The sequence below is a fragment of the Butyrivibrio hungatei genome (genome assembly GCF_900101605.1).
GTDB classification, from domain to species: Bacteria; Bacillota; Clostridia; order Lachnospirales; family Lachnospiraceae; genus Butyrivibrio; species Butyrivibrio hungatei_B.
The window spans coordinates 1-25,520 of sequence record NZ_FMUR01000023.1 but is presented as its reverse complement, the minus strand read 5'-3'; the positions used below and the strand labels follow the sequence as shown (position 1 = coordinate 25,520).

Here is a 25,520-nt window from a genome sequence, read left to right as displayed (position 1 = left end):
ATGGTGGGCGTATGGAGGAACAGATGGCAAAAAATTTACCCGATGAGCTTGCGGACATGGGCAAAGAAATTTTGCGTGATGTCTCAACAGCGATTGAAAAGAATGACTACAGTAAACTTGCTTCTGACATAGCAAATACGGTTAAGGCGGTTACTGTCACATCAATAGACAGAAGAACAACATATGCGAGTGGAAGGCAGAATAGACCGAACGGTCAACAATATGGCTATCAGCGACAGACCGGATATGTGCCTTATGCAAAAGCAAAGCCGTTAAAGCCGGTTCCTTTTTTAATGAAAAGAGTTTCCAGGTATAACGGAGCCGGTTCGATAATATTTGGCAGTATAGGCGCGGTATGTCTTATGCCGATGTCGCTTGCAGCTTTACTCGTTGCGGGAGCGAATCCGCTTGTCGCGATTCCGGCTTTTCTTTTTTTGTTTTGTGTTTTTCAGATTATAAAAGGGACAAAAAAGCTTAATCTTACCAAGAAATTTTATGAGTACGGACAAATGGTCGGGGAAGCCGAGTATTTTGAAATAAGTAAGCTTGCTTCAAGGTGCCTTAAGACAGACAAAGAGGTGATTAAGGAACTGAAAGCCATGATAAAAGCGGGATATCTTCCAAGAGCCAGATTTGATGCCACGGAGAAAAATCTGATGATCACCGATAATGCATATAATCTTTACATCGGTGCGGAAAAGGACAAGCTTGAGAGAGAAAAGAAAGCTCTGGAGCAAGATGCCGCAAAAAAAGCAGTCCTTGACGGAATGTCTTCTGAAGTCAGAAATATTCTGGAAGAAGGCGATGACTATATTAAATTTGTGAGAAAGATAAATGATGTAATCCCCGATACCGAGGAGATGTCCGATAAGCTATACCGACTGGAAGAGATAATGAACAGGATTTTTACTCAGGTAAAAAAGGACAACCAGAGCGCGGATGAGCTTCACAAGCTGATGAATTATTATCTTCCTACGACCAGAAAACTGCTTTCTGCTTATGTTGAACTTGATAAGCAGCCCGATGCCGGGGAAAATATAGTTCAGACCAAGAAAGAAATAAGCCAGGCCATGGATACCATAAATATGGCTTTTGAGAAACTGCTTGACAGTATGTTTCAGGATATGGCATGGGATATTTCGTCAGATATATCAGTCATGAAAACAATGATGGCACAGGACGGATTAACCGAGAGTGGTGTTGCCATGCAGATGAAAGAATAATCAATGTTATGATCTAAGGAGGATTTATGAGCGAAGAATTAAATTTCGATGCAGCACCTGCTGCACCTACATTGTCTTTTGGCGCGGAAGAACCGAAGGCAGCCGTTGAAGAGCCCAAAGAAAAAGTCAAAGACAACGGTAATATAGCTATGGAAGCACAGCTTTCAGCCGAAGAACTTAAGCAGGTTGAGGAATTCAGTAAGCAGATAGATATCTCAAATTCATCGGGAATCATGAATTACGGCGTAGGAACGCAGAAGAAACTTGCAGATTTTTCCGAGAAAGCGCTTGATAATGTAAAGACTAAGGACATGGGTGAAGTTGGTGGAATGATCACCGATCTCGTTACACAGCTTAAGGATTTCGAGATTGCAGAGGATGAGAAAGGCCTTAAAGCGCTGTTTAAGAGAAGTGCAAATAAGTTCGAAGCCATCAAGGCTAAATACAGCAAAGTTGAGACAAATGTTCAGACAATAAGCAATGAGCTTGAGAAACATCAGGTTACCCTTATGAAAGATGTTGAGATTCTCGACAGAATGTATGAGCTCAATCTTAATTATTTTAAAGAAATCTCTATGTATATTCTTGCAGGTAAGAAGAAACTTGAAGAAGAGAGAAACACTACACTCGTAGACCTTCAGAAAAAAGCAGCGGAATCCGGACTTCCGGAAGATGCAGAGAAGGCAAAAGATTTTGCTAACTTATGCGACAGATTTGAGAAAAAGATCTATGATCTGGAGCTTACAAGAACAATTGCAATGCAGACAGGTCCGCAGATCAGAATGGTACAGAGTTCCAATACAGTTATGGCTGAGAAGATTCAGTCGACCATCGTAAATACAATTCCTCTTTGGAAAAACCAGATGGTAATCGCAATCGGAATCGAGCATTCAACGCAGGCTGCAAAGGCTGAAAGAGAAGTGAACGATATGACGAACAAACTTCTTAAGAAGAATGCAGATGCCCTCAAGGTCGCTACAATTGAGAGTGCAAAGGAAGCTGAGCGAGGAATCGTTGATATCGAAACACTAAAGCATACAAATGAATCTCTTATTTCGACACTCGATGAGGTACTTAAGATTCAGACAGAAGGAAAAGAAAAACGTAGAGAAGCCGAAGCGGAACTTGCACAGATTGAAAATCAGTTAAAAGATAAACTACTTCAGGCAGCTAAAAATTAATCGAAATATAGATTAACGTTATTTAGAGAAAAATAAAAACAGAAAAAGCATTTTTTCAGATTGCCATCAAAGGCATCCGAAAAAATGCTTTTTTGTTATGCGTAATTTTTTGAACGAGAAAAAACGTTTAATCTACCGTGAGTTAAAATTAAATAAATGACACTAATATTAATTAAAATGGTAAAAAATGAATGTGTTTCTTCTTATTAATATAGTGTTTTAAAAACATAAAAGATTGTAATCTGTCATGTGGCATTTATTTTATGAGTAGAAGCGTGCTTTTCATTTTGCGTCTCATTGCATCCGAGAAGTTTAAGTATTGTTAGTCTGCTAAGCGAGTTAAGATTATCTGCTATGGGAATTAATGAATTAATCTTCTTTTCAATCTCGGGAGCGCTGAGCAGTAGCTTGGTCTTGTACATGTCGATCAGGAGTTTGTAAGTTGCGGTGATATCCGTTCTCGTTTTCACGGCAAACTCAAGAACTTTGGTGGCGTCTTCGTAGCGGCCTGCGTCGTATAGAGCCTTGCCCCAGCTTTGAAGTGCGCGGACGAGAGTTGTATAGTTCTGGTCGTAGGCTGAAAGCTCTGTAATATTGGCGGTTCCGTACTCGAGCTTTAAGTCGGTATTGGATATTCCGGTGAGATTAACAATCTTTTCATTTTTCAATGCGAGCACATTTTGTTCAGAATTTTCCAGTTCCTTGTTGTTTCCGTGTGTTCCAAACGGAAGAACGTCAACGGGAATGCAGATATAATCAAGGCTTTCGAGACTTTTTCTTCTGACGTTATTGGATTTACGTTCTTTTTCCCAAAAACTTATCTCGCGAGCCTCTTCTTTCCTGCTTACTCGGCGCATGCTAATATTAAAAAAAAATGCGACAATAATAATACTTGCTAAAAAGGGAAATTTCATCTATAATTACCTTCCATAAACACATTTGATAGTTTTTCACGTACAATTTTAGCACAAAATAACGCTTATAGGACAATTTAGGACAAAAGGAAAGTAGGAAGTGGAAGTATTATGAAGAGATTTTTTTGCGGACTCGCTCTTTCTGTACTCACTCTGGCAGCCGTTCCCGTGGGACAGGTATCTGCTGCAGGCAACACGATAGCAAAGGGCGTAAAGATCGGGGACATTGACGCGTCTGGAATGACGGTCGAGGAAGCTAAGGAGGCTGTTGAGAAAAAGGTAAGAGAAGTAGCTGAAGGCGAATTGATTCTTACAGGTGGAAATGGAAAAAAGATACCGGTTAAGGGCTCTGAATTGGGGATAACATGGAGCAATCCAAATGTTATCAAGGATGCGTATGCCATCGGACACGAAGGAAACGTTGTCGAGAGATACAAAGAAGGCAAGGATGTTGAAGAAAGCACTGTAAAGTTTGATATCGAGTATGGTATTGACAAGGAAGCACTTTCAAAAGTACTCCGTAAGTGTAGTACTGAATTTAACAGCGACCTTGAAAATGTTAACCTTGCTAAGGAAAAGGCCAAAGAGGAAAAAAATAAAAAGGGCACAAAGGAAAAGAGAGAAAGAGCTCTTAAAGAGGGCGAAGGCGATCAGGCAACAGGTATAACGGGATATCTTGTAAACATGGAAGAGTCTAAAGCAATCCTTAAGGATTTCATTGCTAATTCATGGACTCCCGAGAACAACGAAGTTGAACTTGCTGTTAGGACTGTTGATGCCTTCAAGAACGAAGAAGCATTGCAGAAGATGAGTGATGTTCTCGGAACATACACTACAGGATATAGGGATTCAGGTGCCGCAAGAAGTGCAAATATTGAAAACGCTTGCGGACTTTTGAACGGAATAACACTTGAGCCCGGTGAAGAACTTTCAATTCTTGATACAATCACACCATTCAGTGAAGAAAATGGTTATTATCCGGCCGGTTCATACTTGAACGGTCTTGTTGTTGAGAGTATCGGTGGTGGTATCTGTCAGGTATCATCAACTCTGTATAACGCAGTACTCTTGGCAGAACTTGATGTTATTGAGAGACATAATCATTCAATGATCGTGTCTTATGTTGAGCCTTCCGCAGATGCAGCTATAGCGCAGTCAGGCGGAAAGGATTTCAAGTTTAGAAACAATACAGATTCGCCGATCTACATTGAGGCTATCTGCACACCTGATAAGCATGTTACATTCACAATTTATGGACATGACAACAGACCTGCAGGAAGAAAAGTTACTTACAAGAGCATTATTCTTGATAAGACACCTGCATCAGAAGATAAATACATGACAGATCCTTCACAGGCACTTGGCTATGTAGGAATGCAGTCTGCTCACCTTGGATACAAGTCACAGCTTTGCAAGGTTGTTGAGGAGAATGGTGTTGAATCTGCAACAAAGATAATCAATACCAGCACATACAACATGGTTCCCAGAATTATCATGGTTGGAACAAAGGGTGCAACTGAGGCTGATATTGCTGAGCTTAAGACAGCAATGGATACAAAGGAAATTAAGACTGTAAGAAATGTTGCACAGGAACTTGGTAAGAAGAAATCTGTTGCAGCAAGCCTAAATACAGACTCAGAGGCTGATCAGAAGAAGACTGTTACTACTGATTCAGATCTTGAGGGCGCAGAGGCAAGAAATGATAAGCCTGAGAATAAAGAGAAGAAAAAGGGCATATTAAGCGAAGGCTAAAAACTGATCAGGACCCGGAGAAGGCATGAAAATAGGCAAAATTTCAGAGAACATTCTTAAGAGATCTGTTTTAAAGTTGATAAAAACTGAACATAAAAAAGATATTAGCGCAGCTGTAGGGACAGACTGCGCTTTTTCTGAACCTAAAAAAGTGTATTCTGCCGTTGCTCCCGTAACTGAAAAAGTTGATAATGCCGGATATTATGCGGTTATGAAAGCGGTTGGAAATCTTGTTATCCACGGGATAGAGCCTGATCATGTGACAGTGTCCATTCTTCTTCCCGAAGAAACGGAGGAGAAGCAGCTTAAAGCTATTGTCAGAGATGTAATAGCTGCATGCAATGAATACGGAGTTACATATGCCGGCGGGCATACCGAGGTGACAAGTGCGGTAACAAGGCCCGTTATTACGGCAAACTGCATGGGAACTGCGGAAAATGGCGGCTTTGACATTGGTAAAAATAAAAAGCTTAAATCCGGTCTTGCTCTTGTTATCACTAAGTGGATAGGGCTTGAAGGAACGGCAATGCTGGCGCAACAGGGAAGGGAAGAGCTATGCTCCAAATATCCGGTTCCTTTTGTCAGAGATGCCATTGAATTTAAGGATTATCTCAATGTGGCGAAAGAGGCCGCAGTCGCCATTAAGTCCGGAGCTGTCGCTGTTACCGATATCTCGAACGGAGGAGTATTTGCTTCACTTTGGGATATTGCAGAGCGAGCCGGAACCGGACTTTGCGTAGATTTAAAAAGTATTCCGATAAGACAGGAAACGGTAGAAATCTGCGAGTTTTATGAAATCAATCCATATCAGCTTTTGTCGGGAGGTGCGCTGCTTATCGCTTGTGAAGACGGTGATAGGCTTGTGGCAGAATTTGAGAAAGAGGGAATACCCGCGAAAGTTGTTGGATATTTAAAAAACGGAAACGATAAGATAATCACAAATGCAGATGAATCAAGGTTTCTTGAGATGCCGGGATGCGACCGGATACATAAAATACTCGGATAAATGCTCAGAAAACGTTTTTTGTAGTATTATATATATCGGGATGATAATCAGGAGGATGGAGATATGAGCATCAGAGAAGAAATTTTAACAATTATTGAGAAAAACAGCCGAATCAATGTACAGGAACTTAGTGTACTTATCGGTTCAGAAGAAATAACAGTCGCAAATGAGCTTAAGGCCCTTGAGGACGAAGGCGTAATCTGCGGTTATCATACAATGGTTGACTGGTCAAAGACAAGCATTGATAAGGTTAACGCCCTTATTGAAGTGAAGGTTACACCGCAGAGAGGCATTGGCTTTGATAACATAGCTGAGAGAATATACAAATACCCTGAAGTAAAAAGTGTCTATCTTATGAGTGGAGGCTTTGACCTTATGGTAATTCTTGAAGGAAAGACTCTGCAGGAAGTAGCGGGCTTTGTTAACAATAAACTTGCTACACTTGATACTGTGCTCAGTACCGCGACACACTTTATTCTCAAGAAATACAAGGATCACGGAACAATACTGACCAGAAAGTACGAAGACACAAGGGAGAAGATAACACCATGAAAAATCCGATAGGAAAGAAGATTGTTGATATAAAGCCCTCGGGGATCAGAAAGTTTTTTGACATTGTTCAGGAGACAGAGGGAGCTATATCTTTGGGTGTGGGCGAGCCTGACTTTGACACACCTTGGCATATAAGAGATGAGGGAATCTACTCACTGGAGAAGGGAAGGACATTCTATACTTCCAACTCCGGACTGAAGGAGCTTAGAACAGAAGTTTCTGAGTATATAAAGAGAACTCAGGGAGTGAGCTACGATCCCTTAAAAGAAATTTTTATAACGGTAGGAGGATCGGAAGCAATCGATCTTGCGCTTAGAGCAATGATAGATCCGGGTGACGAGGTGCTTATTCCTCAGCCCAGTTACGTATCATATGAGCCTTGTGCAATACTTGCAGATGCAACTCCTGTAATAATTGAGCTTAAGGAAGAGAATCAGTTCAGACTGACTGCTGAGGAAGTTCTTGAGAAAGTAACTGACAAGACCAAGATTCTTGTACTTCCATTCCCCAATAACCCGACAGGTGCGGTTATGGAAAAAGAAGATCTTGAAAAGATCGCAGCAGTTGTAAGAGAAAAAGATCTCTACATAATTTCCGATGAAATTTACGGAGAACTCACATACAACGGAAAGCATGTGTCTATTGTTTCGCTTCCCGGTATGAAAGAGAGAACCATTTTGATAAACGGTTTCTCTAAGGCGTATGCAATGACAGGTTGGAGACTTGGATATGCTTGCGGACCCGAAGAAATCATGACACAGATGGTCAAGATTCATCAGTTTGCGATCATGTGTGCACCTACAACCAGCCAGTATGCTGCTGTGGAGGCGCTTAAAAACGGTGATGAAGATGTCAAGATGATGCGTGAGCAGTACAATCACAGAAGAAGATATCTTTTGAATGAGTTTAAGCGCATCGGACTTCCGTGTTTTGAACCATACGGAGCGTTTTACGTTTTCCCGTGCATAAAGAAGTTTGGAATGACCAGTGATGATTTCTGTACAAGGCTTCTTAAAGAGGAAAAACTTGCAGTTGTTCCCGGAACGGCGTTTGGCGATTGCGGAGAAGGATATATCAGAATTTCGTATGCATATTCGCTTGATAATTTGAAAACTGCAATGGAAAGACTTGAAAACTTCATATCAAGATTATAAAAAATACCCCGGAGGAATCAATCATCCTTCGGGGGTTTGCTTTTCGATAAATCATTAAATCAGAAATCCAACTTTGAATCAAAAAGATTTGTTTCAAACAGTTTGTTGTATCCCTGCCATCCGGGTTCTGTGATGTTGTTGAGGATTTCGGTAAATGTCTCCATCTTGGCATCGGTATTGTCTGCCATATTAAGGGCAACAGCCTCGATAATTGAAGGCTTTTTGGGTGAACCGTATTCGTATTCTCCGTGGTGAGCAAGGATGCAGTGTATGAGCTCCTGCTTTAAAAGAGTGGGGAAGCCGTTGATGTTCTTAACCTTATCGTTTATCATCTCGGCACCGATAACGATATGTCCGAGAAACTGACCTTCATCCGTGTAATCATTTGTCGGGAAAAGACTAAGTTCTCTAGTTTTGCCGATATCATGGCACATTGCGGCGGTAAGCAGAAGATCTCTTTTGAGAACGGGATAAGATTTGCAGTAATAATCGCAAAGCTTCGTTACGCTGAGGGTGTGTTCCAAAAGTCCGCCTATAAATCCGTGATGCACAGTTTTTGCGGCGCTTGATTTGCGGAATTTATTTATAAAATCTTCGTCCTGTACGAAGAACTCTTCAAGGAGTTTCTTGAGATAAGGATTTTCAACAGTTCCTATTATTCCGAGAAGTTCTTTGTACATCTGGTCGTTATCTTTTGATGATACGGGAAGATAAAGCGCAGGATCGTATTCTCCTTCATGGCACTTTCTGGCACGTTTAACATTGATCTGAATTGCACCGTTAAAACTTGTAACTTCTCCGAAAATATCAAGATAATCGGCATCATCGAAGTCATCAATACCTTCGCTGTTGGGCTCCCAGATCTTGGCATCTACGGTTCCCGTTTTATCCTGAAGAGTAACGGAAAAATATTCCTTACCATTCTTGGTCGTGGCGCTGAGCTTGTGTTTGCACATATAGATGTCTGCTATTCTGTCGCCGGGTCTTAAGTCTTTTAAAAATTTCATTGAAATCCTCTTTCTAAATCTGAAAATTAGTCGTGTGTAGCGCTTTCAAGCGTAACCTGCGTTTTAATCTCTGTATAACCTTTGTTAGATTGTCTCATTACAGTAACTGATATTATATCATCAGGAGAGTAATCGGCAAGTTTTTTAACAAATGCGTCAAAAGAAATAATATCATTGTCATCAAGTTTTGTGATGATGTCGCCGCTTTGGATCAAGGCCTTTCTTGCGGGTGATGTTTCTTCCGTGGAAGTTACAAAGGCTCCCTGAGGCATGTTCATCTCATCGCGTATTGCTGCCGGGATATTTTTGCCGTAGATTCCGAAATATGCGCGTTGAGTCTTGTTTGAGAGATCTTCAATAAGATTTCTTAACTCTGTTATCGCTATCGCGGATATATGATTTTCCAGGCCTTTGCGATTTTTCTTGTTCTCATCGCTGTTATAATTCATATCTATTATGCCGAGAAGTTTGCCGTTTAGGTCGATGAGGGCACCTGTGCTGTCACTGCTTCCGGGCATATCGGTCGTAATGATCTTGTAATTGGAGTCTGCAAGATACAAAGGAGACTTGTCCGAAGTTATCAATCCGATAGAAACAGAACGCTGAATACCTGTCGGGCTTCCAATCGCGATGACGGGAGTGGCCGTCAGATTGGTAAAATTTGTATTTGCAAAATCCGCAGTTTTAATTGTTTCTTTGGTGGATTCTTGTATTGATGAGAGCTTGACGGTGATAACGCAAAGCTTTGTGATATTGTCCGTAAGGCACATTTCAGCTTCTGCCATCGATTCGTCGTTAAATGTAACTCTTATATTCTTTGCATTTTTTACGGCAGATGACGGAACAAGGATAAATAGAGCAGCTCCGTTGTCTGCGACGATAACACCTGACGCACCGTTGTTTTCAAAAGAGTCGTTGAACCAGTCGGTGTTGTTTGCCACGCCTGTCACTCTTACAATGCTCTTAGATGCTTCATCGGCCACATCCTTAAGAGAAGATGTCATTATTTTGGCAAAATCGGATCCGTTGAACGCATAGGAAGCAAGCGCTTCATCCAGCTGATTTTTTTGATTTTCTTCATTTTGCTGTGCTTCATTTTCGGCAATTTCAGTGTCGTCGGCAAACATTTCTTCGGGAGTGAGCTCATCGCTGGCAGATTCCTCAGGAAGAGAGATTTTCTCGGGCTGACTTTCGGGGTACAATCTGTCGCTTAAAAGAGGCTGCAACAGAAGGAATGTAAGACAAGACACCAACCCAAACACGACAGCCATTGAAGCGGTTATTATGGTTCTTCTGAGAAGCTTTTTTCTGTTTATAGGGCGCTGTTTTATCTTTTCACTTATAAACGAGGTATCTTTTTTGTTCTCGTCCTGATCGTTAAAAGGCATATCATTTCCTCCGTTTTACTATCCAATTATAGCCGCTTTTTGGGCTGAATACTAGCCACAAGGTCTTATAAATGATAAACTGTAGTTTGGATATTTGTGTAAAAGATGTGGTATTAAGGGATATAAGATGAATCAAAAAGCACTTCACGTACTTGAGTACGATAAAATAACAGAGAGACTTACAGAACATGCAAGTTCGGAGCCGGGAAAGAAGCTTTGCAGAGAGCTTGTTCCGTCATCTGATATAAAAGAGATCAGAAAAAATCAGCAGAAGACAAAAGACGGAATTGACAGGATATTCAAAAAAGGCTCGATTTCTTTTGGCGATAACAAGGATTTTACAGGTGTTCTTAAGGCGCTTAAAATAGGCAGCTCTTTGGATGCGGCAAATCTTCTTAGGATTGCGGCTTTTTTGGATAACGTAAACAGAGTAAAGTCATACGGAAGACCGCAGAGAGACGGCGAAGCAAGGGATTCTCTTTCAGAAAGTTTTGAGCTTTTGGAGCCGCTTACTTTTGTTTCTCAGGAAATCAGAAGGTGCATTGTTTCCGAAGATGAGATCAGCTCTGACGCAAGTCCGGCGCTTAAGCACATAAGGCGCGACATTATGCTGACCAATGACAGAATACACGAGCAGCTTGGCAGGATGATAAACGGATCTATGAGGACATATCTTCAGGATGCGGTTGTTACCATGCGTGGAGACAGATATTGTATTCCGGTTAAGGCGGAGTATAAGTCGCAGATAAACGGACTTGTTCACGACCAGTCGTCTTCCGGTTCGACTCTTTTCATCGAGCCTGCGGCGGTTGTTGAGCTTAATAACAAGTTAAAAGAGCTTATGCTACATGAGAGTGCCGAGATTGATAAGATACTCGCGGAGCTTAGCGTAAAGGTTTCTGAGCACGTAAACGATATCAAATACAATTCGGAGATAATGACCGATCTTGATTTCATTTTTGCGAAGGCTTCTTACGCACTTGAGATCAACGCGATACCGCCGGTGTTCAATGACCGTCACTATTTCGATATCAGAAAGGGCAGACATCCTCTTATCGACAAGAATAAGGTAGTGCCGATAGATGTTTATGCCGGAAAAGATTTTGGAATGTTGATAATCACAGGTCCCAATACGGGTGGTAAGACTGTAACCCTTAAGACTGTAGGTCTTTTGACCATAATGGGACAGGCGGGGCTTGCGATACCTGCAGGCGACAGATCTGAGCTTTCCGTATTCGATGAAGTATATGCGGATATCGGAGACGAGCAGAGTATCGAGCAGTCTCTTTCAACATTTTCATCGCATATGACAAATACGGTTTCTATACTAAAAAATGCAGATGAGAATTCACTGTGTCTTTTTGATGAGCTTGGTGCGGGAACCGATCCCACAGAGGGAGCGGCTCTTGCCATTTCAATACTTAACGATCTTCATAAGCGAAATATCAGGACGCTTGCAACAACGCACTACAGCGAGCTTAAGGTTTATGCGCTCAATACTGCCGGTGTGCAGAATGCAAGCTGCGAATTTGATGTGGAATCATTGAAACCTACATACAGGCTTCTTATCGGCATTCCCGGAAAAAGTAATGCTTTTGCAATCTCTTCAAAGCTTGGACTTTCGGAAGATATAATCGATGCGGCCAAAGAGCAGATAAGCACCGAGGATAAGAAGTTCGAGGATCTTCTTGCAGATCTTGAGATGAGCAGAAAGACAATTGAGAGCGAGAGACTTGAGATTGCCGAGTATAAAAAAGAGGTTGAAGAGCTTAAGAAGAAGCTTGAGGAGAAGACCGATAAGCTCAACAGGCAGCGTGAGGAAATCCTCAGAGAAGCTAACGAGCAGGCAAGGGATATCCTTCAGGAAGCCAAAAATGTTGCGGACGAGACCATAAGAGTATTTAGAAAGGCAGGTCCCGGCGCGTCAATGCAGGATCTTGAGAGAGCCAGAACAGGTGTCGGCCAGAAGATTTCTGACAAGAATAAAGCAATATCGGTAAAAAAAGAAAAAGCAAAAGAGACTCATCCGATCTTGAAAGAATCGCAGCTTAAACTTGGAGAGTCTGTAAAGATAGTGTCCATGGGACTTAAGGGCACGATCAGTTCAAAACCTGACAAGGACGGAAATCTCTATGTTCAGTGCGGAATAATGCGTACCAAGACAAATATCAGAGATCTTGTTCTTGTAAAGGAAGATGACGGCAAGGCTGCAATGAAGAAGTTTTACGGAAGAGCCTCAGGAAGTTCGAAGATGGATCTTTCACGTGCCGCAAATATAAAGACCGAAGTTAATCTTATCGGCAAGAACAGTGATGATGCGATTGCAGCTCTTGATAAGTATCTTGACGATGCCTACATGTCGCATCTTAACAATGTCAGAGTTGTGCACGGAAAAGGTGCGGGAATATTAAGACAGGCTGTTCATGCACATCTTAAGTCGGTTCCGTATGTAAAATCTTTTAAACTCGGAGAATTTGGCGAGGGAGATGCAGGAGTTACCATAGTGACGTTTATAAAGTGAGGGAAATAATAGGATATGGTTAGTAAACAGAAAATTCTGATAGTAGATGATGATAATAATATTGCGGAGCTCATTTCGTTATATCTTGTAAAAGAGTGTTTTGAAACAAGAATATGTAACGACGGTGAGTCTGCGATCAATGCTTTTGACAGTTTCAAGCCCAATCTGGTGCTTCTTGACCTGATGCTTCCGGGAATAGACGGATATCAGGTGTGCAGGGAGCTTAGGGCAACTTCTCAGGTTCCGATAATCATGCTTTCGGCAAAAGGAGAAGTTTTTGATAAGGTTCTGGGGCTTGAGATGGGCGCCGACGATTATATGGAGAAGCCTTTTGATTCAAAAGAGCTTGTTGCAAGGGTAAAAGCGGTTCTCAGAAGATATAAACCGCAGGCACAGGAGCAGGCTGAGTCGGACGATAAGGTTGTGAGATATCCGAATCTGGAGATCAACATGACCAATTATTCAGTGACATACATGGGGGAAAGAGTGGATATGCCGCCTAAGGAGATGGAGCTGTTGTATTTCCTTGCAGCTTCGCCCAACCATGTTTTTACAAGAGAGCAGCTTCTTGATCAGATCTGGGGATATGAGTATGTCGGCGATACCAGAACTGTAGACGTACATATCAAGAGACTCAGAGAAAAAATAAACGATCATGATAACTGGAGAATAGCAACGATCTGGGGAATCGGATACAAATTTGAGGTGCAACAGTAAATGAAACGGACACTTTATTTAAAGTTTCTTTTGGCATATTTGCTGTTTGGTATTTTCGGATTTATTGTTGTTGCGACATTTGTATATGATATGACCTATGAGAGATTAAGGCGTGATAAGGCCGATAACATGTACCGTGTTGCAACACAGATAGCAAATACGTATGCAGCTGATCTTTATACAAATATGGCTTCGCTTGAGACGGTTCATCAGCAGCTCGTGTCGTTGTCCATGTATATGGATGAATCTGTTATCTGGATAGTTAATCCGTCGGGAAGACTTGTCCTTGATTCCTCAAGAGTTTTTAAGCAGAATGAGGAAATTGCGATAAAGGACTTTGATCCCACTGTTATAGGGAATTCTTATTATACGATAGGAAATTTCTGGGGACAGCTGAGTGAGGAGAACTTAAGTGTTTTTGCGCCGATAACCGCAAACTGGAAAGTTCAGGCATATGTTGTTATTCATGAGCCTTTGTCGGCGATAAAAGCATCGGCAAATACGTTTCTGGATATTTCGTATCTGATGCTTCTTGTGCTGTTTCTTTTGTCGCTCATAATCCTTATCTTTTTCACGGAGCTGGTATATTTGCCGCTTAGGAAGATCACAACCGCGACAGAGCAGTATGCTGTGGGAAATATGAGCTACGAGTTCTCGGTTGAGTCTGAGGATGAGATGGGATATCTTGCGGCTTCTCTTGCATATATGGCGGGCGAGATAGCAAGGCAGGAGGACGATCAGAGGAAATTTATAGCCAACGTTTCGCATGATTTCAGGTCTCCGCTTACATCCATAAAAGGATATCTTGTTGCGATGCAGGATGGAACTATTCCGCCAGAGATGCATGAAAGGTATCTTGGAATCGTAATAAATGAGACCGATAGGCTTACAAAGCTCACAAATGAGATGCTTACGCTCAACAATTTGAATACAAAAGGAATGCTCCTTGATAAGAGCGACTTTGATATAAACAGTATTATCAGGACGGTTGCGGAATCTTTTGAAGGAACATGCCTTAACAAAAATATTGCGATAAATCTGGTGCTTACAGATGACAAGATGCTTGTAAATGCAGATATGAGTAAGATACAACAGGTTCTTTACAATCTTGTGGATAACGCAATCAAATTCAGCAATAAGAATTCAGCGATCAAGATTGAGACAACCGAGAAGCACAGCAAGGTATTTGTTTCCGTAAAAGACAGCGGAATAGGAATACCAAAGGACGATCAGAAGCTTATTTTTGACAGGTTCTACAAATCCGATCTTTCAAGAGGTAAGGACAAGAAGGGAACAGGACTTGGACTTGCCATTGTAAAAGAGATAATTAAAGCGCATGAAGAAAATATAAATGTCATCAGCACAGAAGGCGTCGGAACGGAATTTATCTTTTCCCTACCGAAGGCCAAGGCAATGGATGTGGATGACGAGGAGTAATAGAAAGTTATGCATATAGTTTTACATCAGCCGGAGATTCCGCAGAATACAGGAAATATCGGAAGGACATGTGTTGCGACGGGAACTTCGCTGCATCTTATAGAGCCGCTTGGATTCAGGCTCAATGAAAAAGAGCTTAAGCGTGCGGGAATGGACTACTGGGACAGGCTCGACGTCGCAAGATATATGGATTTTAATGATTTTAATGAAAAGCATCCGGGAGCAAAAATCTGGATGGCTACTACAAAGGCAAAGCGCTCCTATACCGAAGTTTCTTTTGGCATGGATGATTTCATCATGTTTGGAAAAGAGAGCGCGGGGATTCCTGAAGAGATTCTTGTGGAAAACGAGGAGAATTGCATCAGGATTCCTATGGGAAATGACATCAGGTCTTTGAATCTGTCCAATTCTGTGGCGATTGTTTTGTACGAGGCGCTTAGACAGAATGATTTTAAGGGACTTGAGAAAGAAGGCGAACTTCACAGGCTTCATTGGAAGTAAAATCAGGTGGGATATATGAGTGGTAAAAAAGATATTGCGACTGCGGGCTACAAAAAGGATGACATCCTGACAGTCGATATAACCGATATTGGAAATGATGGAGAGGGCATAGGCAAAATAAATGGCTATACCCTTTTTATTAAGGACGCAGTTATCGGAGATAAAGTTAAAGCGAAGATAATGAAGGCGAAGAAGAACTATGCCTATGCGCATCTAGAAGAAGTTATTGAGCCTTCGGAGCATCGCATAACGCCGAAGTGTCCGGTGGCAAGGCAGTGCGGCGGTTGTCAGATTCAGAGCATGTCCTATGAGAGGCAGCTTGAATTTAAGCAGAATAAAGTAAGAAACAATATCGTAAGGCTCGGCGGATTTGATGCGGAATTTGTTGATAGTGTGATGAATCCTATCATCGGAATGGATGAGCCTTGGGAATACAGAAATAAAGCGCAGTTCCCTGTTGGATGTGACAAAGAGGGCAAGGTTGTTACGGGCTTTTATGCGGGAAGATCGCACAATATCATTCCAATGACATCCTGCTGTATAGGTGTAAAAGAAAATGAAGAGATCATGGAGATTGTAAGGTCTCATATGATCGATAATCATGTGCGCCCATATGATGAAGTGTCGGGAAAAGGGCTTGTGCGCCATGTGCTTATCAGAAAAGGCTTTGCAAGCGGCGAGATAATGGTGTGTCTTGTTATCAATTATCGCGCGGCTTCAGACACTTCGAAGAAAGCGAAGGCAGGGGCAGGTGGTGCGCAGGTTGAGTATATCGGCGGACAGAAGGCGCTTGTTGAGAAGCTTTCTAAAGTTAAAGGCATGAGCAGTATTTCAGTCAGTATCAATACAGAAAAGACCAACGTTATCATGGGGCTTGAAGTTCATACTATCTGGGGAAAAGATACAATAAGCGATACTTTGTGCGGACTTAAATTTGAGATATCGCCGCTTTCTTTTTATCAGGTTAATCCTGTGCAGACAAAGAAATTGTATGAGCAGGCGATTGAATATGCTTCGCTTACGGGAAAAGAAACTGTGTGGGATCTTTACTGCGGAATCGGAACAATCACGTTGTCGATGGCAAAGACTGCAGGCAGAGTCTACGGTATCGAGGTTATTCCCGAAGCAATCGAGGATGCAAAGCGAAATGCCGAGCGAAACGGAATATCTAATGCAGAGTTCTACTGCGGCAAAGCTGAAGAAGTCCTTCCTGAGTTCTATGAGAAAAAGAGAAAGACTGTATCCGGCGGAGACGACGGCTCCAGCCTTCACCCTGACGTGATCGTAGTCGATCCGCCCAGAAAAGGCTGCGACTTGGTCTGCCTTGAAACAATGCTTAAGATGCAGCCTGAGAGGATCGTGTACGTAAGTTGCGACTCCGCAACACTTGCAAGAGATCTTCGCATTCTTGCAGACGGCGGGTATGAGATTAAGGCGATTCGTCCCTGCGATATGTTCCCTTGGACTGTGCATGTGGAAGTCGTGAGCCTTTTGCAGAAAAATGGGTTTTACTGTTCGTAACGATTTGATTTATCGAAATAAAGCTTTGGTAGAAATGGTTAGAATAGATACATAAATTTAGTAAACGCAGGAATGATTTCCGGTGAACCATATATTATTCAGGGCAGAAGCATTAGTAAATTATGTGATGTTGGAGAAGTGTGTAGAGGTTGCGAAGATGATAGAAACGGAAAGACTTATTCTTAGAGAATATAAAACAGATGATTTTGACGCCCTGTATGAGATAATGTCGGATGTTGAAACAATGCAGCACTATCCGGCACCGTTTGATGAAGTAAGAACCAGACGTTGGATCGAATGGAATCTTGAGAACTATGCCCGGTATGGGTTTGGCTTATGGGCAATTGTGCTGAAAGAAACAGGGAAATTCATCGGGGATTGCGGCATTACAATACAGAATATTGATGGAGAAAAATTGCCGGAGATAGGATATCATATTCATAAAAAGTATTGGAGACAAGGATATGCAAAAGAAGCTGCTAAGGCTGTAAGAGATTGGGCTTTTGAAAATACTGATTATTCGTCATTATATTCGTACTGTAAATATACGAACGAGGCATCATACAAAACAGCAGAAGCAATAGGGATGCATTTTGAAAAGGAGTATCCTGACGAGGTAAACAAGATTACGCATGTTTCCGTAATCCATAGAGTAGCAACAAAAAAATAGGCAATCATAGGAGGGACACAATTGGAGTACAGAGTTGCAACATTGGAGGATCTTGATTTATTGACGACCTCCCGTATTGAGGTTTTAAGAGCGGCAAATAAGTTGGATGATTCGGTTGATATGACGTTAGTAGAAAAAGAATCTTACAAGTATTACAAGAAGGCTTTGGCCGATGGTACACATTTTGCGATTCTTGTAATGGAAGGGGATAAATTTATAGGGGCCGGGGGCGTCAGTTTTTATACTGTAATGCCGACTTACCACAATCCCGATGGAAAAAAGGCTTATATTATGAATATGTATACGAATCCGAATTATAGAAGGCAAGGGATTGCATACAAAACATTAGACATGCTTGTAAATATTTCTAGAGAACGAGGAATAAACCAAATATCATTAGAGGCGACAGAAATGGGACGACCGCTATATGAGAAATATGGCTTTGTTAAGATGGAATCTGAAATGGAACTGATTTAGGAGGCACCGTTGGACATTAAATATACAGATAAACACGATTTTACTAAAAATGAACTGGAAGAATTATTTCTTTCAGTTAACTGGTCATCAGGTCATTATCCGGAGAAATTATGTATCGCAATGAAAAACTTTAATACCGTCTTTTCTGCTTATGACGGGGATAAACTGGTTGGTATGGTATGTGCTATGGATGATGGAATAATGAATGCATATGTGCATTATCTGTTGGTGAATCCTGAATACCATAATCAAAAGATTGGCAGAACACTGATCGATATGATTAAAGAGAAGTATCATAGCTATCTTAGAATAGCAGTAATTGCCTATGACAAAGAAATGCATTTTTACCAAAACTGCGGGTTTGAGAAAAGTGATGATGCATCGCCAATGTTTATAACATCTTTATGGACATAAGGAATGCACTACTAAATTCTTGCAACTTATACACCTATGAGTGCAACTTAGCACCGAAAATATTGTAACGAAGCTCCTTTTTCAGTAAGGTATGCATAGAAACGCGATAACTACTGAAAGGGGCTTTTTTTAATGAAAACAATGACTTATACAAATGGCAAAAACAGATTTTTAAGCGGTTTTACTTTTTTGAGTTATTCTTTGGAGGCGTTCGGTGTGATAGGCTTTGAATTCCTGCTGGCATATGCGATCGAATTTAATGTATATGGCTATGACTTTGGCAGCTTTAATATGTGGCAGAGTATTTTACACTGGACGATGACAATGATTGTGTGGATACTTGGCGGGCTGTACGTCATCAAAGAATGTGCACGCAAATCCGGAGTCGATTTTGTTAAGAACTGTAGAGAAAAGAGCTTTATCAGCGGAGCAAAAGAACTGTCTTTCGGCAGATGGATACTTTTAATCTCAGGAACCGTAATAAGCCTGATAGCGTCATGGATCGACTGGGACGGAAGTAAGGTTTTAAGAGAGCTTAGAAGTAGAGGAATAATTCTTTTTACATTCCAGTATCTGTACTACTTTGTTGAGGTCTTCCTTGTGCTTCTGGTCATTGTTTTCGGGCAGTATGCATTTGAAAAGTGGTTTAAAAATGATAAGATTCCCTATGGAGGAATAGTTGTGGCGCTTACATGGGGGCTTGGCCACTGGATTACAAAAGGCTCTTTGGCGACAGGAATATACATTGCCATTGAAGGATTTGTGTTCGGCGGTGCGTACCTTCTTACAGAAAGAAACTTAAAACTATCCTATTTGTTCCTCTGCATCATGTTCATTTTATAAGGGGGGAAGATGAAACTGATAAAGACCAGAGAGGAAAATCTGGAAGAGAATTACCTTGAACTGCATTATGAAGACATAGATGGTGAAACAGCCGCAGTTCTGGAAAGACTGCGGCTGGCACTTAAATATATTGAGGGAATGGCAGATGGGAAGAAGCTGACATTTCCGCTTTCTGCCATATTTTACTTTGAATCTGTTGACAGAAAGACGTTTGCCTATACTCAAGATACCTGCATTGAGATAAAAGAGACTTTGCAAGGCATAATATCCGAGCACAAAGATGTAGGCTTTGTGCGGATCAGCAAATCGAGCATCGTAAATCTGTACAAGATAAAGCGCCTTCAGGGTGATCTTAACATGAGAACACGCATTTTTCTAAAGAACGATGAGTGTCTGGTGATGAACAGAGGATACAGGGCAGAATTCTATGAAGCACTAAAGAAACTCCGGGGGAGGCAAAAAAATGAAACTGATCAATAAGAATAATTTTTTTTCCATAGTTTGTACCACCTTCACAATTATAGTTTGCGGAAAACTGCTTTTTGAAAAGTGTATTGGATTCGTAGATAAGAATTATTCCGATAACATTTTTCTTTGCCTGGGGATATCGGTTCTGGCGATATTTGTTCTTTCGCTCCATAATTATTTGCAGCGATTTCCGTTTGTACCGGTGGCTATTGGCCAGTATATTGTAATTATAGGAATTGTCCTTTTAGGGGTATGGATAATGGCGCATTTTTCTGAGGTTTCGCCGTCGGCGTACAGGGATATGTTTATTTCTGTCACGATTCCCTATGTTATCGGTGCGGTAGTGTATTACATCAGTTTTTTTGTAGAAATAAAAAAAGCTAACAAATTTTTTTCGGGCTTAGAATGAATATAGAGAGTCGTACAGCGATTGGGAGGCATTTGATATGCTGAAAAATAAAGAAATCAGATATATGATCTGTGCAGCAGCTGTATTTACGGTTGCTGCGTCTGTATGCGGATATGTTTTATGTGGCATAGCCGCTTTTATTTTATTGGTAATATTGGGAATTGCTTTGGGGAGCGGATTTATTTTTTTCACAAAACGCAGGTATAACGATATAGACAAACTCAATTCGTACTTGGTAAGAGTTCTTGCGGGAGATGAAACAGTGGGAATCCTCGATCAGGAAGAAGGAGAGCTGTCGCTTCTTAAAACGAACATCTATAAAACTACGTCTACGCTCAGCTACCAGAAAGATCTTTTGGCAAAAGACAAAGTGGCGCTGGCAGATGCCATTGCGGATATAAGTCATCAGTTAAAAACTCCGCTTACGTCCATGATAGTAATGAACGATCTGCTCAAAATTGAGGATGATAAGAATAAGCGCGATGAATTTCTTACGACACAATCAAATCAGTTGGATAGGATGAACTGGCTGATCCAGACTCTTTTAAAGCTATCTAAGATCGATGCCGGAACAATAATCATGAAGCCTGAAGAAACAGAAGTTGACGAACTTATCAGAGAAGTCATAAAACCTTTTGAGATACAGATGGAGCTTAAGAATATAAGCTATACACACGACGTTTTTAATATGTCTGTTAAGTGCGATAAAAACTGGACCATAGAAGCCATTCAGAATATTGTAAAAAACTGCATTGAACATATGGAGAGCGGCGGCACGCTTTCAATAAAAACATCCGACACAAACATCTATAAGGAGATATCCGTTGAAGATACGGGCTGCGGAATAGCGGAGGAAGATCTGCCGCATATTTTTGAACGTTTCTATAAAGGGAAAAATGCAGGAAAAGACAGTGTAGGCATAGGACTTGCTCTTGCAAAGACAATCATTACGGGACAGCGCGGAGATATTGTCGTAGAAAGCACTGAAGGCGTGGGAACGAGGTTCTGTTTGAGATTTTATAAAACACTTATCTAAAATGACAAATCTGTAATTGTATAGTCACTTGATTGTAAGATGGAAGCTATATTCTATTCTCATGAATAAGATATTCGACATGTTTTTTGCATGAGAAGGGAGACAAAAGAAAAATGAACATTCTGGAAATCAGAAATCTTTGTAAAGTATATGGAACAGGGGAGACAAGAGTTGATGCTCTTAAAGATGTCTCTTTTGACGTGGAACAGGGAGAGTTTGTGGCAATAGTAGGACCTTCCGGTTCGGGAAAATCGACGCTTCTTCATATCCTCGGAGGAGTGGACGTTCCGACATCAGGTACTTGTACAATTGCAGGAACAGACATCGGAAAGCTTGATGAAACAAGGCTTGCAATATTTCGCAGAAGAAACATCGGTCTTATTTACCAGTTTTACAATCTTATTCCAATCCTGAATGTGGAAGAGAATATGACACTTCCAATTTTACTGGATGGAAAAAAGGCTGATAAAAAGCTTCTTAATGATCTGGTTGAAAAGCTTGGATTAAAAGAGAGAATATCTCATCTTCCAAATCAGCTTTCAGGAGGCCAGCAGCAGAGAGTGTCGATAGGAAGGGCGCTTATGAATCATCCGGCGCTGCTTCTTGCAGATGAGCCTACGGGTAATCTGGACTCAGAGAACAGTAAAGAAATAATAGCGCTACTTCGAAAGTTTAACAAAGAAAACAATCAGACGGTTATCATCATCACTCATGATGAGAGAATAGCTCTTTCCGCCGACAGAGTCATTACGATCGAGGATGGCAAGATCATCCGCGACAGTAAGAAGGAAGGGGTGATGGTGTCATGAATATTATAGCGACTTTGACATTAAGGCACCTCCTTGGAAAAAAGAAAAGATCCATCGTAACAATGCTTGGAATTGCGGCATCTACAGCACTTATAAGTGCCATAGTTCTGGGCGTTTTTTCTTTCTTTAAGTTTTTTGGATCTATGGCTATACAGTCAGAAGGAAATGTACATGCGCAGTTTAGAGAGATTACGCGCGAGCAGTATGTTTCTTTGACGAAAGATAAAAGGATAGCTTCGGTGGGAATCTGCGACGCAGAAGAGAAGGTGACGGGCGTCAGACTTTTAAATGATAAAGAAGACAGATTCCGAACCGGAAATATCGACCATGTGGATAAAAACTATTTATCCATGAGGGTGATATCGGATTATGACGGAGTGCTCCCAAAAAATTCTTCTGAGATAGCGGTCGAAGAGCAGTTTCTTATTGATAACGGGCTGGAAGATCTTAAGGTGGGCGATTCCCTCACCTTTGAGCAGGGATACAGATATATTGATGATGAGATTGAAGGACTTTCATATCTTGGCGGTGATTACAAGTCGGAAGAGCAGTTTAAGGCTGAGTCGACGGAAACCTGTACAGTGACGGCAATACTGCATGGAAACAGACCGACAGGTGACTGGGATATTCTTCGGGGACTGGATGAGGATTACTTTCCTGACAGAGAAAAAGCGCAAGTGCTGATCACGCTTAAGAAATGCGATCATACTGCCATTAAGCAACTTAACAGTATAAAGGCAGAGTATGGGATTGATAAGAGTGAATACAACACAGAGTATCTGATCAGCTGCTTTGCCTATGAAGACAGTGAAGGTACATACAGGTCATTTTTTGTTATGATGGCTGTTGCCCTTGCAATAGTCATAGTTACTTCGGTTATCCTGATATTCAATTCCATAGGAATGTCCCTTACAGAGAGGATGCGTTATCTTGGAATGCTTGCAAGTGTCGGAGCAACAGCTAAGCAAAAGAGATTTTCAATATACTATGAGGGCTTTGTTCTGGGAGCGATAGGAATCCCTTTAGGTCTTTTGATTGGCTATATCGGAACGAAGATAACGCTGGAATTTCTTGGCAACAGGATTATTGAGGCTAATATATTTGCGGGTGTCGAAGGGGTGAGCGGAGGCGTTCCTATAGTATGCAATCTTTATGTGATGGCCGCCATCGTATTTTTTGCCACACTCACAATATTCATTTCTACATTTGTTCCGGCAATAAAGGCGTCAAAGGTTATGCCGATTGAAGCTCTGCGTCAGAATAATATTGTAAAAGTTAAGGCGAGAAACCTTAGGGTAAACCCCGTAATAAGGAAAATCTTTGGATATGAAGGAGAACTTGCGTACAAAAACTTAAAAAGAAATGGCGTAAAAGGCAAAGTTATAACTGCAACCTTGGCGGTTTCGGTGATCATGTTCCTGACGACCAACTATTTTTGCAATTCGGTAGCAAGAGCCAATAAATTTGAGCTGGATTTACCTTATCAGATCGTGGCATCCTGTTCTCTTTCGGAGAGCTATAAGCTGCGCAATGCCATTGGTGAGATGGATGGAGTTGATAATGTATATGGCGTGAGTATGATCCAGTTTTTGTTTAAAAAGGCGCCGGAATCTACAAAGGAGCTTGCCAATACGGATATTGCGGACCAAAAGTTTCTTTTACCCGAGTTTGCGGATTTAAGCCTCGCGGGAATGGACGTATGCATAGTGGATGATAAGGAATTTGACAGGATACTTGAAGATAACGGACTGGATAAAGGTGCCTATTATGGGGATACATTGCGCGGAGTGCTTTTAAATGATTATTTTCACGAGAGAAAGCCCAGTGAAGTCTTTAATGACGGGATAATAGGGCAGGCCCTTCACTACGACAATGCTATGGAAAATCCTCCGGCAATAGAGATTGCGGGATTGATCAAATATGACGGAAAAAACAGTATTCTGGACCTTACGCCTAAAGGCGATATTGCAGTGTATGTGCCAACATCCATGTACTATGCTAAGGCAAAAGAAGTGCTTCCCGAAGATAAACTCACGGTCGATCTGGGAGTTGAAACCACAAGGCATAAAGAAATCCATGATAAGATATATTCTCTTTTGGAAAATGACGGATATCACAGTTACTATTGCAACGATTTTGCGGATTCTTTGCAGGTGATGGATACGATCACAATTATGCTGAAAACTGCAATGTATGGTTTTACCGGCCTCCTTTCGCTCATTTCTGTTGCGAATATCGTAAATACAATTTCGACCGGAGTGCTCCTTCGCAGAAAAGAGTTTGCCATGTACAAATCGGTGGGGCTTGAGAGCGGAGGATTTAAGAAGATGTTATGGCTTGAAACGCTTCTGTACGGAATGAAAGCGCTGATATTGGGAATTCCGATATCTCTTTTGCTGAGCTACCTGATGTACAGGACGTTTGATTCGAATCTGCACATCTTTGATCCGGACCTTATCATGTATGGAATCGTCATGGCTTCCGTATTTGGAATCCTTGGTATATGCATGGCACTTAGCGTAAACAAGATCAAAAATGAAAATATTATTGATGCTCTTAAAGAGGACGCTGTGTAAAGAGTGAGGCATGATATGATACGACTTGAAAAGGATATGGGAAAGAAGCCGTAAAGCTGGCATTAGAGTTTATAAGAACGTATCCGTGCGGAGAGGCAGAGTATTGCTGGCTTTCGTATGAGCCGGAGAATATAGTGGCTTCAAAACTTTATAGTTCATTTGGATTCAAAGAAAACGGAGATAAGGACGGCGAAGAGCTTATTGCAATATTAAAATTGTGAAAAAACATAGATATTCCGATACGCGTATATGTAAGTCAGTTCCACTCAGAAGAAAAAGAATTCTTTTTCTTCTGAGTGGAACTTTTTTAAAAAGAAGCAGGATGAGATCGATTTATAGAGATAAATTGCCTTTGCGATATCGCCCAAACAAAATACCGTCGTCAACAAATTGATCTGTTTCTGAGACCCACATGGGGAATTTTTCAGTAGCTACAGCAGTTTGTCCATTAAGCATTCCGGTATGGAAGGACAGGTGCCTGTATTGGCGAAGTACAAGTTCCATGCGAGTATAGATGCAGTTTTCCGGTTTTTCATACAACATATTATCCGTAAGGAAAGCCAGATAATTCATGGTTTTCTTTTCTATCAGATCAAGATATGACAGGAGCTGGGCATCGGATAAAATAACGCTTGTCGGATTTTCGGGATTGTCCATTCCGTTTTCGTGGAAGATAGGCTCTTCGTAAACGAATGGATTGATAAACCATTTGTCGGCTGAGTGAAGAGCGTGATATGCCCATCTCCAGCAAGGAGCTCCGCAGCATAGGGCGTCTCTGTCATAGGTACGTAAGGAAGTGCGAATATTCAAAAAGTTTGGCTTTACTGTATCTTTAATTATTTTACATAGGGAAGATTTGCAGGGTAAGTGCAACGCTTGTGTTGCGCTTACTTTTTGAAGGTGGCAAGTAGGTTACTCAGGGCTTCTTGTAGAATTTAAAGATA

24 protein-coding genes are annotated in these 25,520 nt (G+C 41.3%); 20 read left to right on the top strand and 4 right to left on the bottom strand.

The features are described 5' to 3' along the window. Nucleotides 1–23: 23 nt before the first annotated feature. Together BLP87_RS14815 and BLP87_RS14810 are read left to right on the top strand one after the other, a co-directional pair. A complete protein-coding gene (locus BLP87_RS14815) occupies nucleotides 24–1,223 on the top strand; it encodes a 5-bromo-4-chloroindolyl phosphate hydrolysis family protein (protein WP_074463367.1) in 1,200 nt (399 codons plus the stop codon). Between the two features lie 26 nt (nucleotides 1,224–1,249). Continuing rightward, a complete protein-coding gene (locus BLP87_RS14810) occupies nucleotides 1,250–2,404 on the top strand; it encodes a toxic anion resistance protein (RefSeq protein ID WP_074463366.1) in 1,155 nt (384 codons plus the stop codon). A 245-nt stretch (nucleotides 2,405–2,649) separates the two neighbouring features. Here BLP87_RS14810 and BLP87_RS14805 read toward each other — a convergent pair whose 3' ends face one another. Next, nucleotides 2,650–3,318, bottom strand: a complete 669-nt coding sequence (locus BLP87_RS14805; protein ID WP_074463365.1) for a hypothetical protein — start codon at nucleotides 3,316–3,318, stop codon at nucleotides 2,650–2,652. A gap of 111 nt (nucleotides 3,319–3,429) precedes the next feature. Here BLP87_RS14805 and BLP87_RS14800 point away from each other — a divergent pair, with 111 nt between their 5' ends. The 4 genes from BLP87_RS14800 (at nucleotide 3,430) to BLP87_RS14785 (ending at nucleotide 7,782) form a co-directional block, all read left to right on the top strand. After that, complete coding sequence (locus BLP87_RS14800) at nucleotides 3,430–5,070, top strand: VanW family protein (RefSeq protein ID WP_074463364.1); 1,641 nt, start codon at nucleotides 3,430–3,432, stop codon at nucleotides 5,068–5,070. A 25-nt stretch (nucleotides 5,071–5,095) separates the two neighbouring features. Further along, nucleotides 5,096–6,076, top strand: coding sequence for an AIR synthase-related protein (locus BLP87_RS14795; RefSeq protein ID WP_074463363.1), 981 nt, complete (start codon nucleotides 5,096–5,098; stop codon nucleotides 6,074–6,076). Nucleotides 6,077–6,145: 69 nt separating this feature from the next. Then, nucleotides 6,146–6,628: an Lrp/AsnC family transcriptional regulator gene (locus BLP87_RS14790; protein ID WP_074463389.1), complete on the top strand. Its 483-nt coding sequence runs from the start codon at nucleotides 6,146–6,148 to the stop codon at nucleotides 6,626–6,628. Next, complete coding sequence (locus tag BLP87_RS14785) at nucleotides 6,625–7,782, top strand: pyridoxal phosphate-dependent aminotransferase (RefSeq protein WP_074463362.1); 1,158 nt, start codon at nucleotides 6,625–6,627, stop codon at nucleotides 7,780–7,782. Before BLP87_RS14790 ends, BLP87_RS14785 begins: the two co-directional genes overlap by 4 nt. Nucleotides 7,783–7,841: 59 nt before the next feature. Here BLP87_RS14785 and BLP87_RS14780 read toward each other — a convergent pair whose 3' ends face one another. Continuing rightward, entirely contained in the window at nucleotides 7,842–8,789 is a 948-nt protein-coding gene (locus BLP87_RS14780; protein WP_074463361.1) for a 3'-5' exoribonuclease YhaM family protein, read from the bottom strand. Nucleotides 8,790–8,815: 26 nt separating this feature from the next. Beyond that, nucleotides 8,816–10,177, bottom strand: a complete 1,362-nt coding sequence (locus BLP87_RS14775) for a S1C family serine protease (protein WP_074463360.1) — start codon at nucleotides 10,175–10,177, stop codon at nucleotides 8,816–8,818. A gap of 127 nt (nucleotides 10,178–10,304) precedes the next feature. Here BLP87_RS14775 and BLP87_RS14770 point away from each other — a divergent pair, with 127 nt between their 5' ends. The 14 genes from BLP87_RS14770 (at nucleotide 10,305) to BLP87_RS14705 (ending at nucleotide 24,576) form a co-directional block, all read left to right on the top strand. Next, nucleotides 10,305–12,698, top strand: a complete 2,394-nt coding sequence (locus BLP87_RS14770) for an endonuclease MutS2 (protein ID WP_074463359.1) — start codon at nucleotides 10,305–10,307, stop codon at nucleotides 12,696–12,698. Between the two features lie 15 nt (nucleotides 12,699–12,713). Next, nucleotides 12,714–13,415 (top strand): response regulator transcription factor, encoded by a 702-nt coding sequence (locus tag BLP87_RS14765; protein WP_074463358.1) that lies wholly within the window; start codon nucleotides 12,714–12,716, stop codon nucleotides 13,413–13,415. Next, nucleotides 13,416–14,852, top strand: a complete 1,437-nt coding sequence (locus BLP87_RS14760; protein WP_074463357.1) for a HAMP domain-containing sensor histidine kinase — start codon at nucleotides 13,416–13,418, stop codon at nucleotides 14,850–14,852. A 9-nt stretch (nucleotides 14,853–14,861) separates the two neighbouring features. After that, complete coding sequence (locus tag BLP87_RS14755) at nucleotides 14,862–15,353, top strand: tRNA (cytidine(34)-2'-O)-methyltransferase (protein ID WP_074463356.1); 492 nt, start codon at nucleotides 14,862–14,864, stop codon at nucleotides 15,351–15,353. Nucleotides 15,354–15,368: 15 nt separating this feature from the next. After that, nucleotides 15,369–16,874, top strand: a complete 1,506-nt coding sequence (rlmD, locus tag BLP87_RS14750) for a 23S rRNA (uracil(1939)-C(5))-methyltransferase RlmD (protein ID WP_074463355.1) — start codon at nucleotides 15,369–15,371, stop codon at nucleotides 16,872–16,874. Nucleotides 16,875–17,031: 157 nt separating this feature from the next. Then, nucleotides 17,032–17,544: a GNAT family N-acetyltransferase gene (locus tag BLP87_RS14745; RefSeq protein WP_074463354.1), complete on the top strand. Its 513-nt coding sequence runs from the start codon at nucleotides 17,032–17,034 to the stop codon at nucleotides 17,542–17,544. Nucleotides 17,545–17,565: 21 nt separating this feature from the next. Then, complete coding sequence (locus tag BLP87_RS14740) at nucleotides 17,566–18,021, top strand: GNAT family N-acetyltransferase (RefSeq protein WP_074463353.1); 456 nt, start codon at nucleotides 17,566–17,568, stop codon at nucleotides 18,019–18,021. A 9-nt stretch (nucleotides 18,022–18,030) separates the two neighbouring features. Then, complete coding sequence (locus BLP87_RS14735; protein WP_026656389.1) at nucleotides 18,031–18,435, top strand: GNAT family N-acetyltransferase; 405 nt, start codon at nucleotides 18,031–18,033, stop codon at nucleotides 18,433–18,435. Between the two features lie 132 nt (nucleotides 18,436–18,567). Next, nucleotides 18,568–19,278 carry a hypothetical protein gene (locus BLP87_RS16210; RefSeq protein WP_207648726.1) on the top strand — a complete coding sequence of 237 codons (711 nt, stop codon included), beginning with the start codon at nucleotides 18,568–18,570 and terminating at the stop codon, nucleotides 19,276–19,278. A 9-nt stretch (nucleotides 19,279–19,287) separates the two neighbouring features. Then, nucleotides 19,288–19,758, top strand: coding sequence for a LytTR family DNA-binding domain-containing protein (locus tag BLP87_RS14725; protein ID WP_074463352.1), 471 nt, complete (start codon nucleotides 19,288–19,290; stop codon nucleotides 19,756–19,758). Continuing rightward, nucleotides 19,742–20,155, top strand: a complete 414-nt coding sequence (locus BLP87_RS14720) for a DUF6608 family protein (RefSeq protein ID WP_074463351.1) — start codon at nucleotides 19,742–19,744, stop codon at nucleotides 20,153–20,155. Before BLP87_RS14725 ends, BLP87_RS14720 begins: the two co-directional genes overlap by 17 nt. A 37-nt stretch (nucleotides 20,156–20,192) precedes the next feature. Continuing rightward, entirely contained in the window at nucleotides 20,193–21,191 is a 999-nt protein-coding gene (locus tag BLP87_RS14715) for a sensor histidine kinase (RefSeq protein ID WP_074463350.1), read from the top strand. A 113-nt stretch (nucleotides 21,192–21,304) separates the two neighbouring features. After that, the gene (locus BLP87_RS14710) at nucleotides 21,305–22,000 is read left to right on the top strand and encodes an ABC transporter ATP-binding protein (protein ID WP_074463349.1); all 696 of its coding nucleotides are present in this window, start codon (nucleotides 21,305–21,307) and stop codon (nucleotides 21,998–22,000) included. Next, on the top strand, nucleotides 21,997–24,576 hold the full coding sequence (locus BLP87_RS14705; protein WP_074463348.1) for an ABC transporter permease: 2,580 nt from the start codon (nucleotides 21,997–21,999) through the stop codon (nucleotides 24,574–24,576). Before BLP87_RS14710 ends, BLP87_RS14705 begins: the two co-directional genes overlap by 4 nt. A gap of 333 nt (nucleotides 24,577–24,909) precedes the next feature. On the opposite strand, the gene BLP87_RS14695 is transcribed toward BLP87_RS14705, so the two are convergent. After that, on the bottom strand, nucleotides 24,910–25,386 hold the full coding sequence (locus tag BLP87_RS14695; RefSeq protein ID WP_330390090.1) for a hypothetical protein: 477 nt from the start codon (nucleotides 25,384–25,386) through the stop codon (nucleotides 24,910–24,912). Between the last annotated feature and the right edge of the window lie 134 nt (nucleotides 25,387–25,520).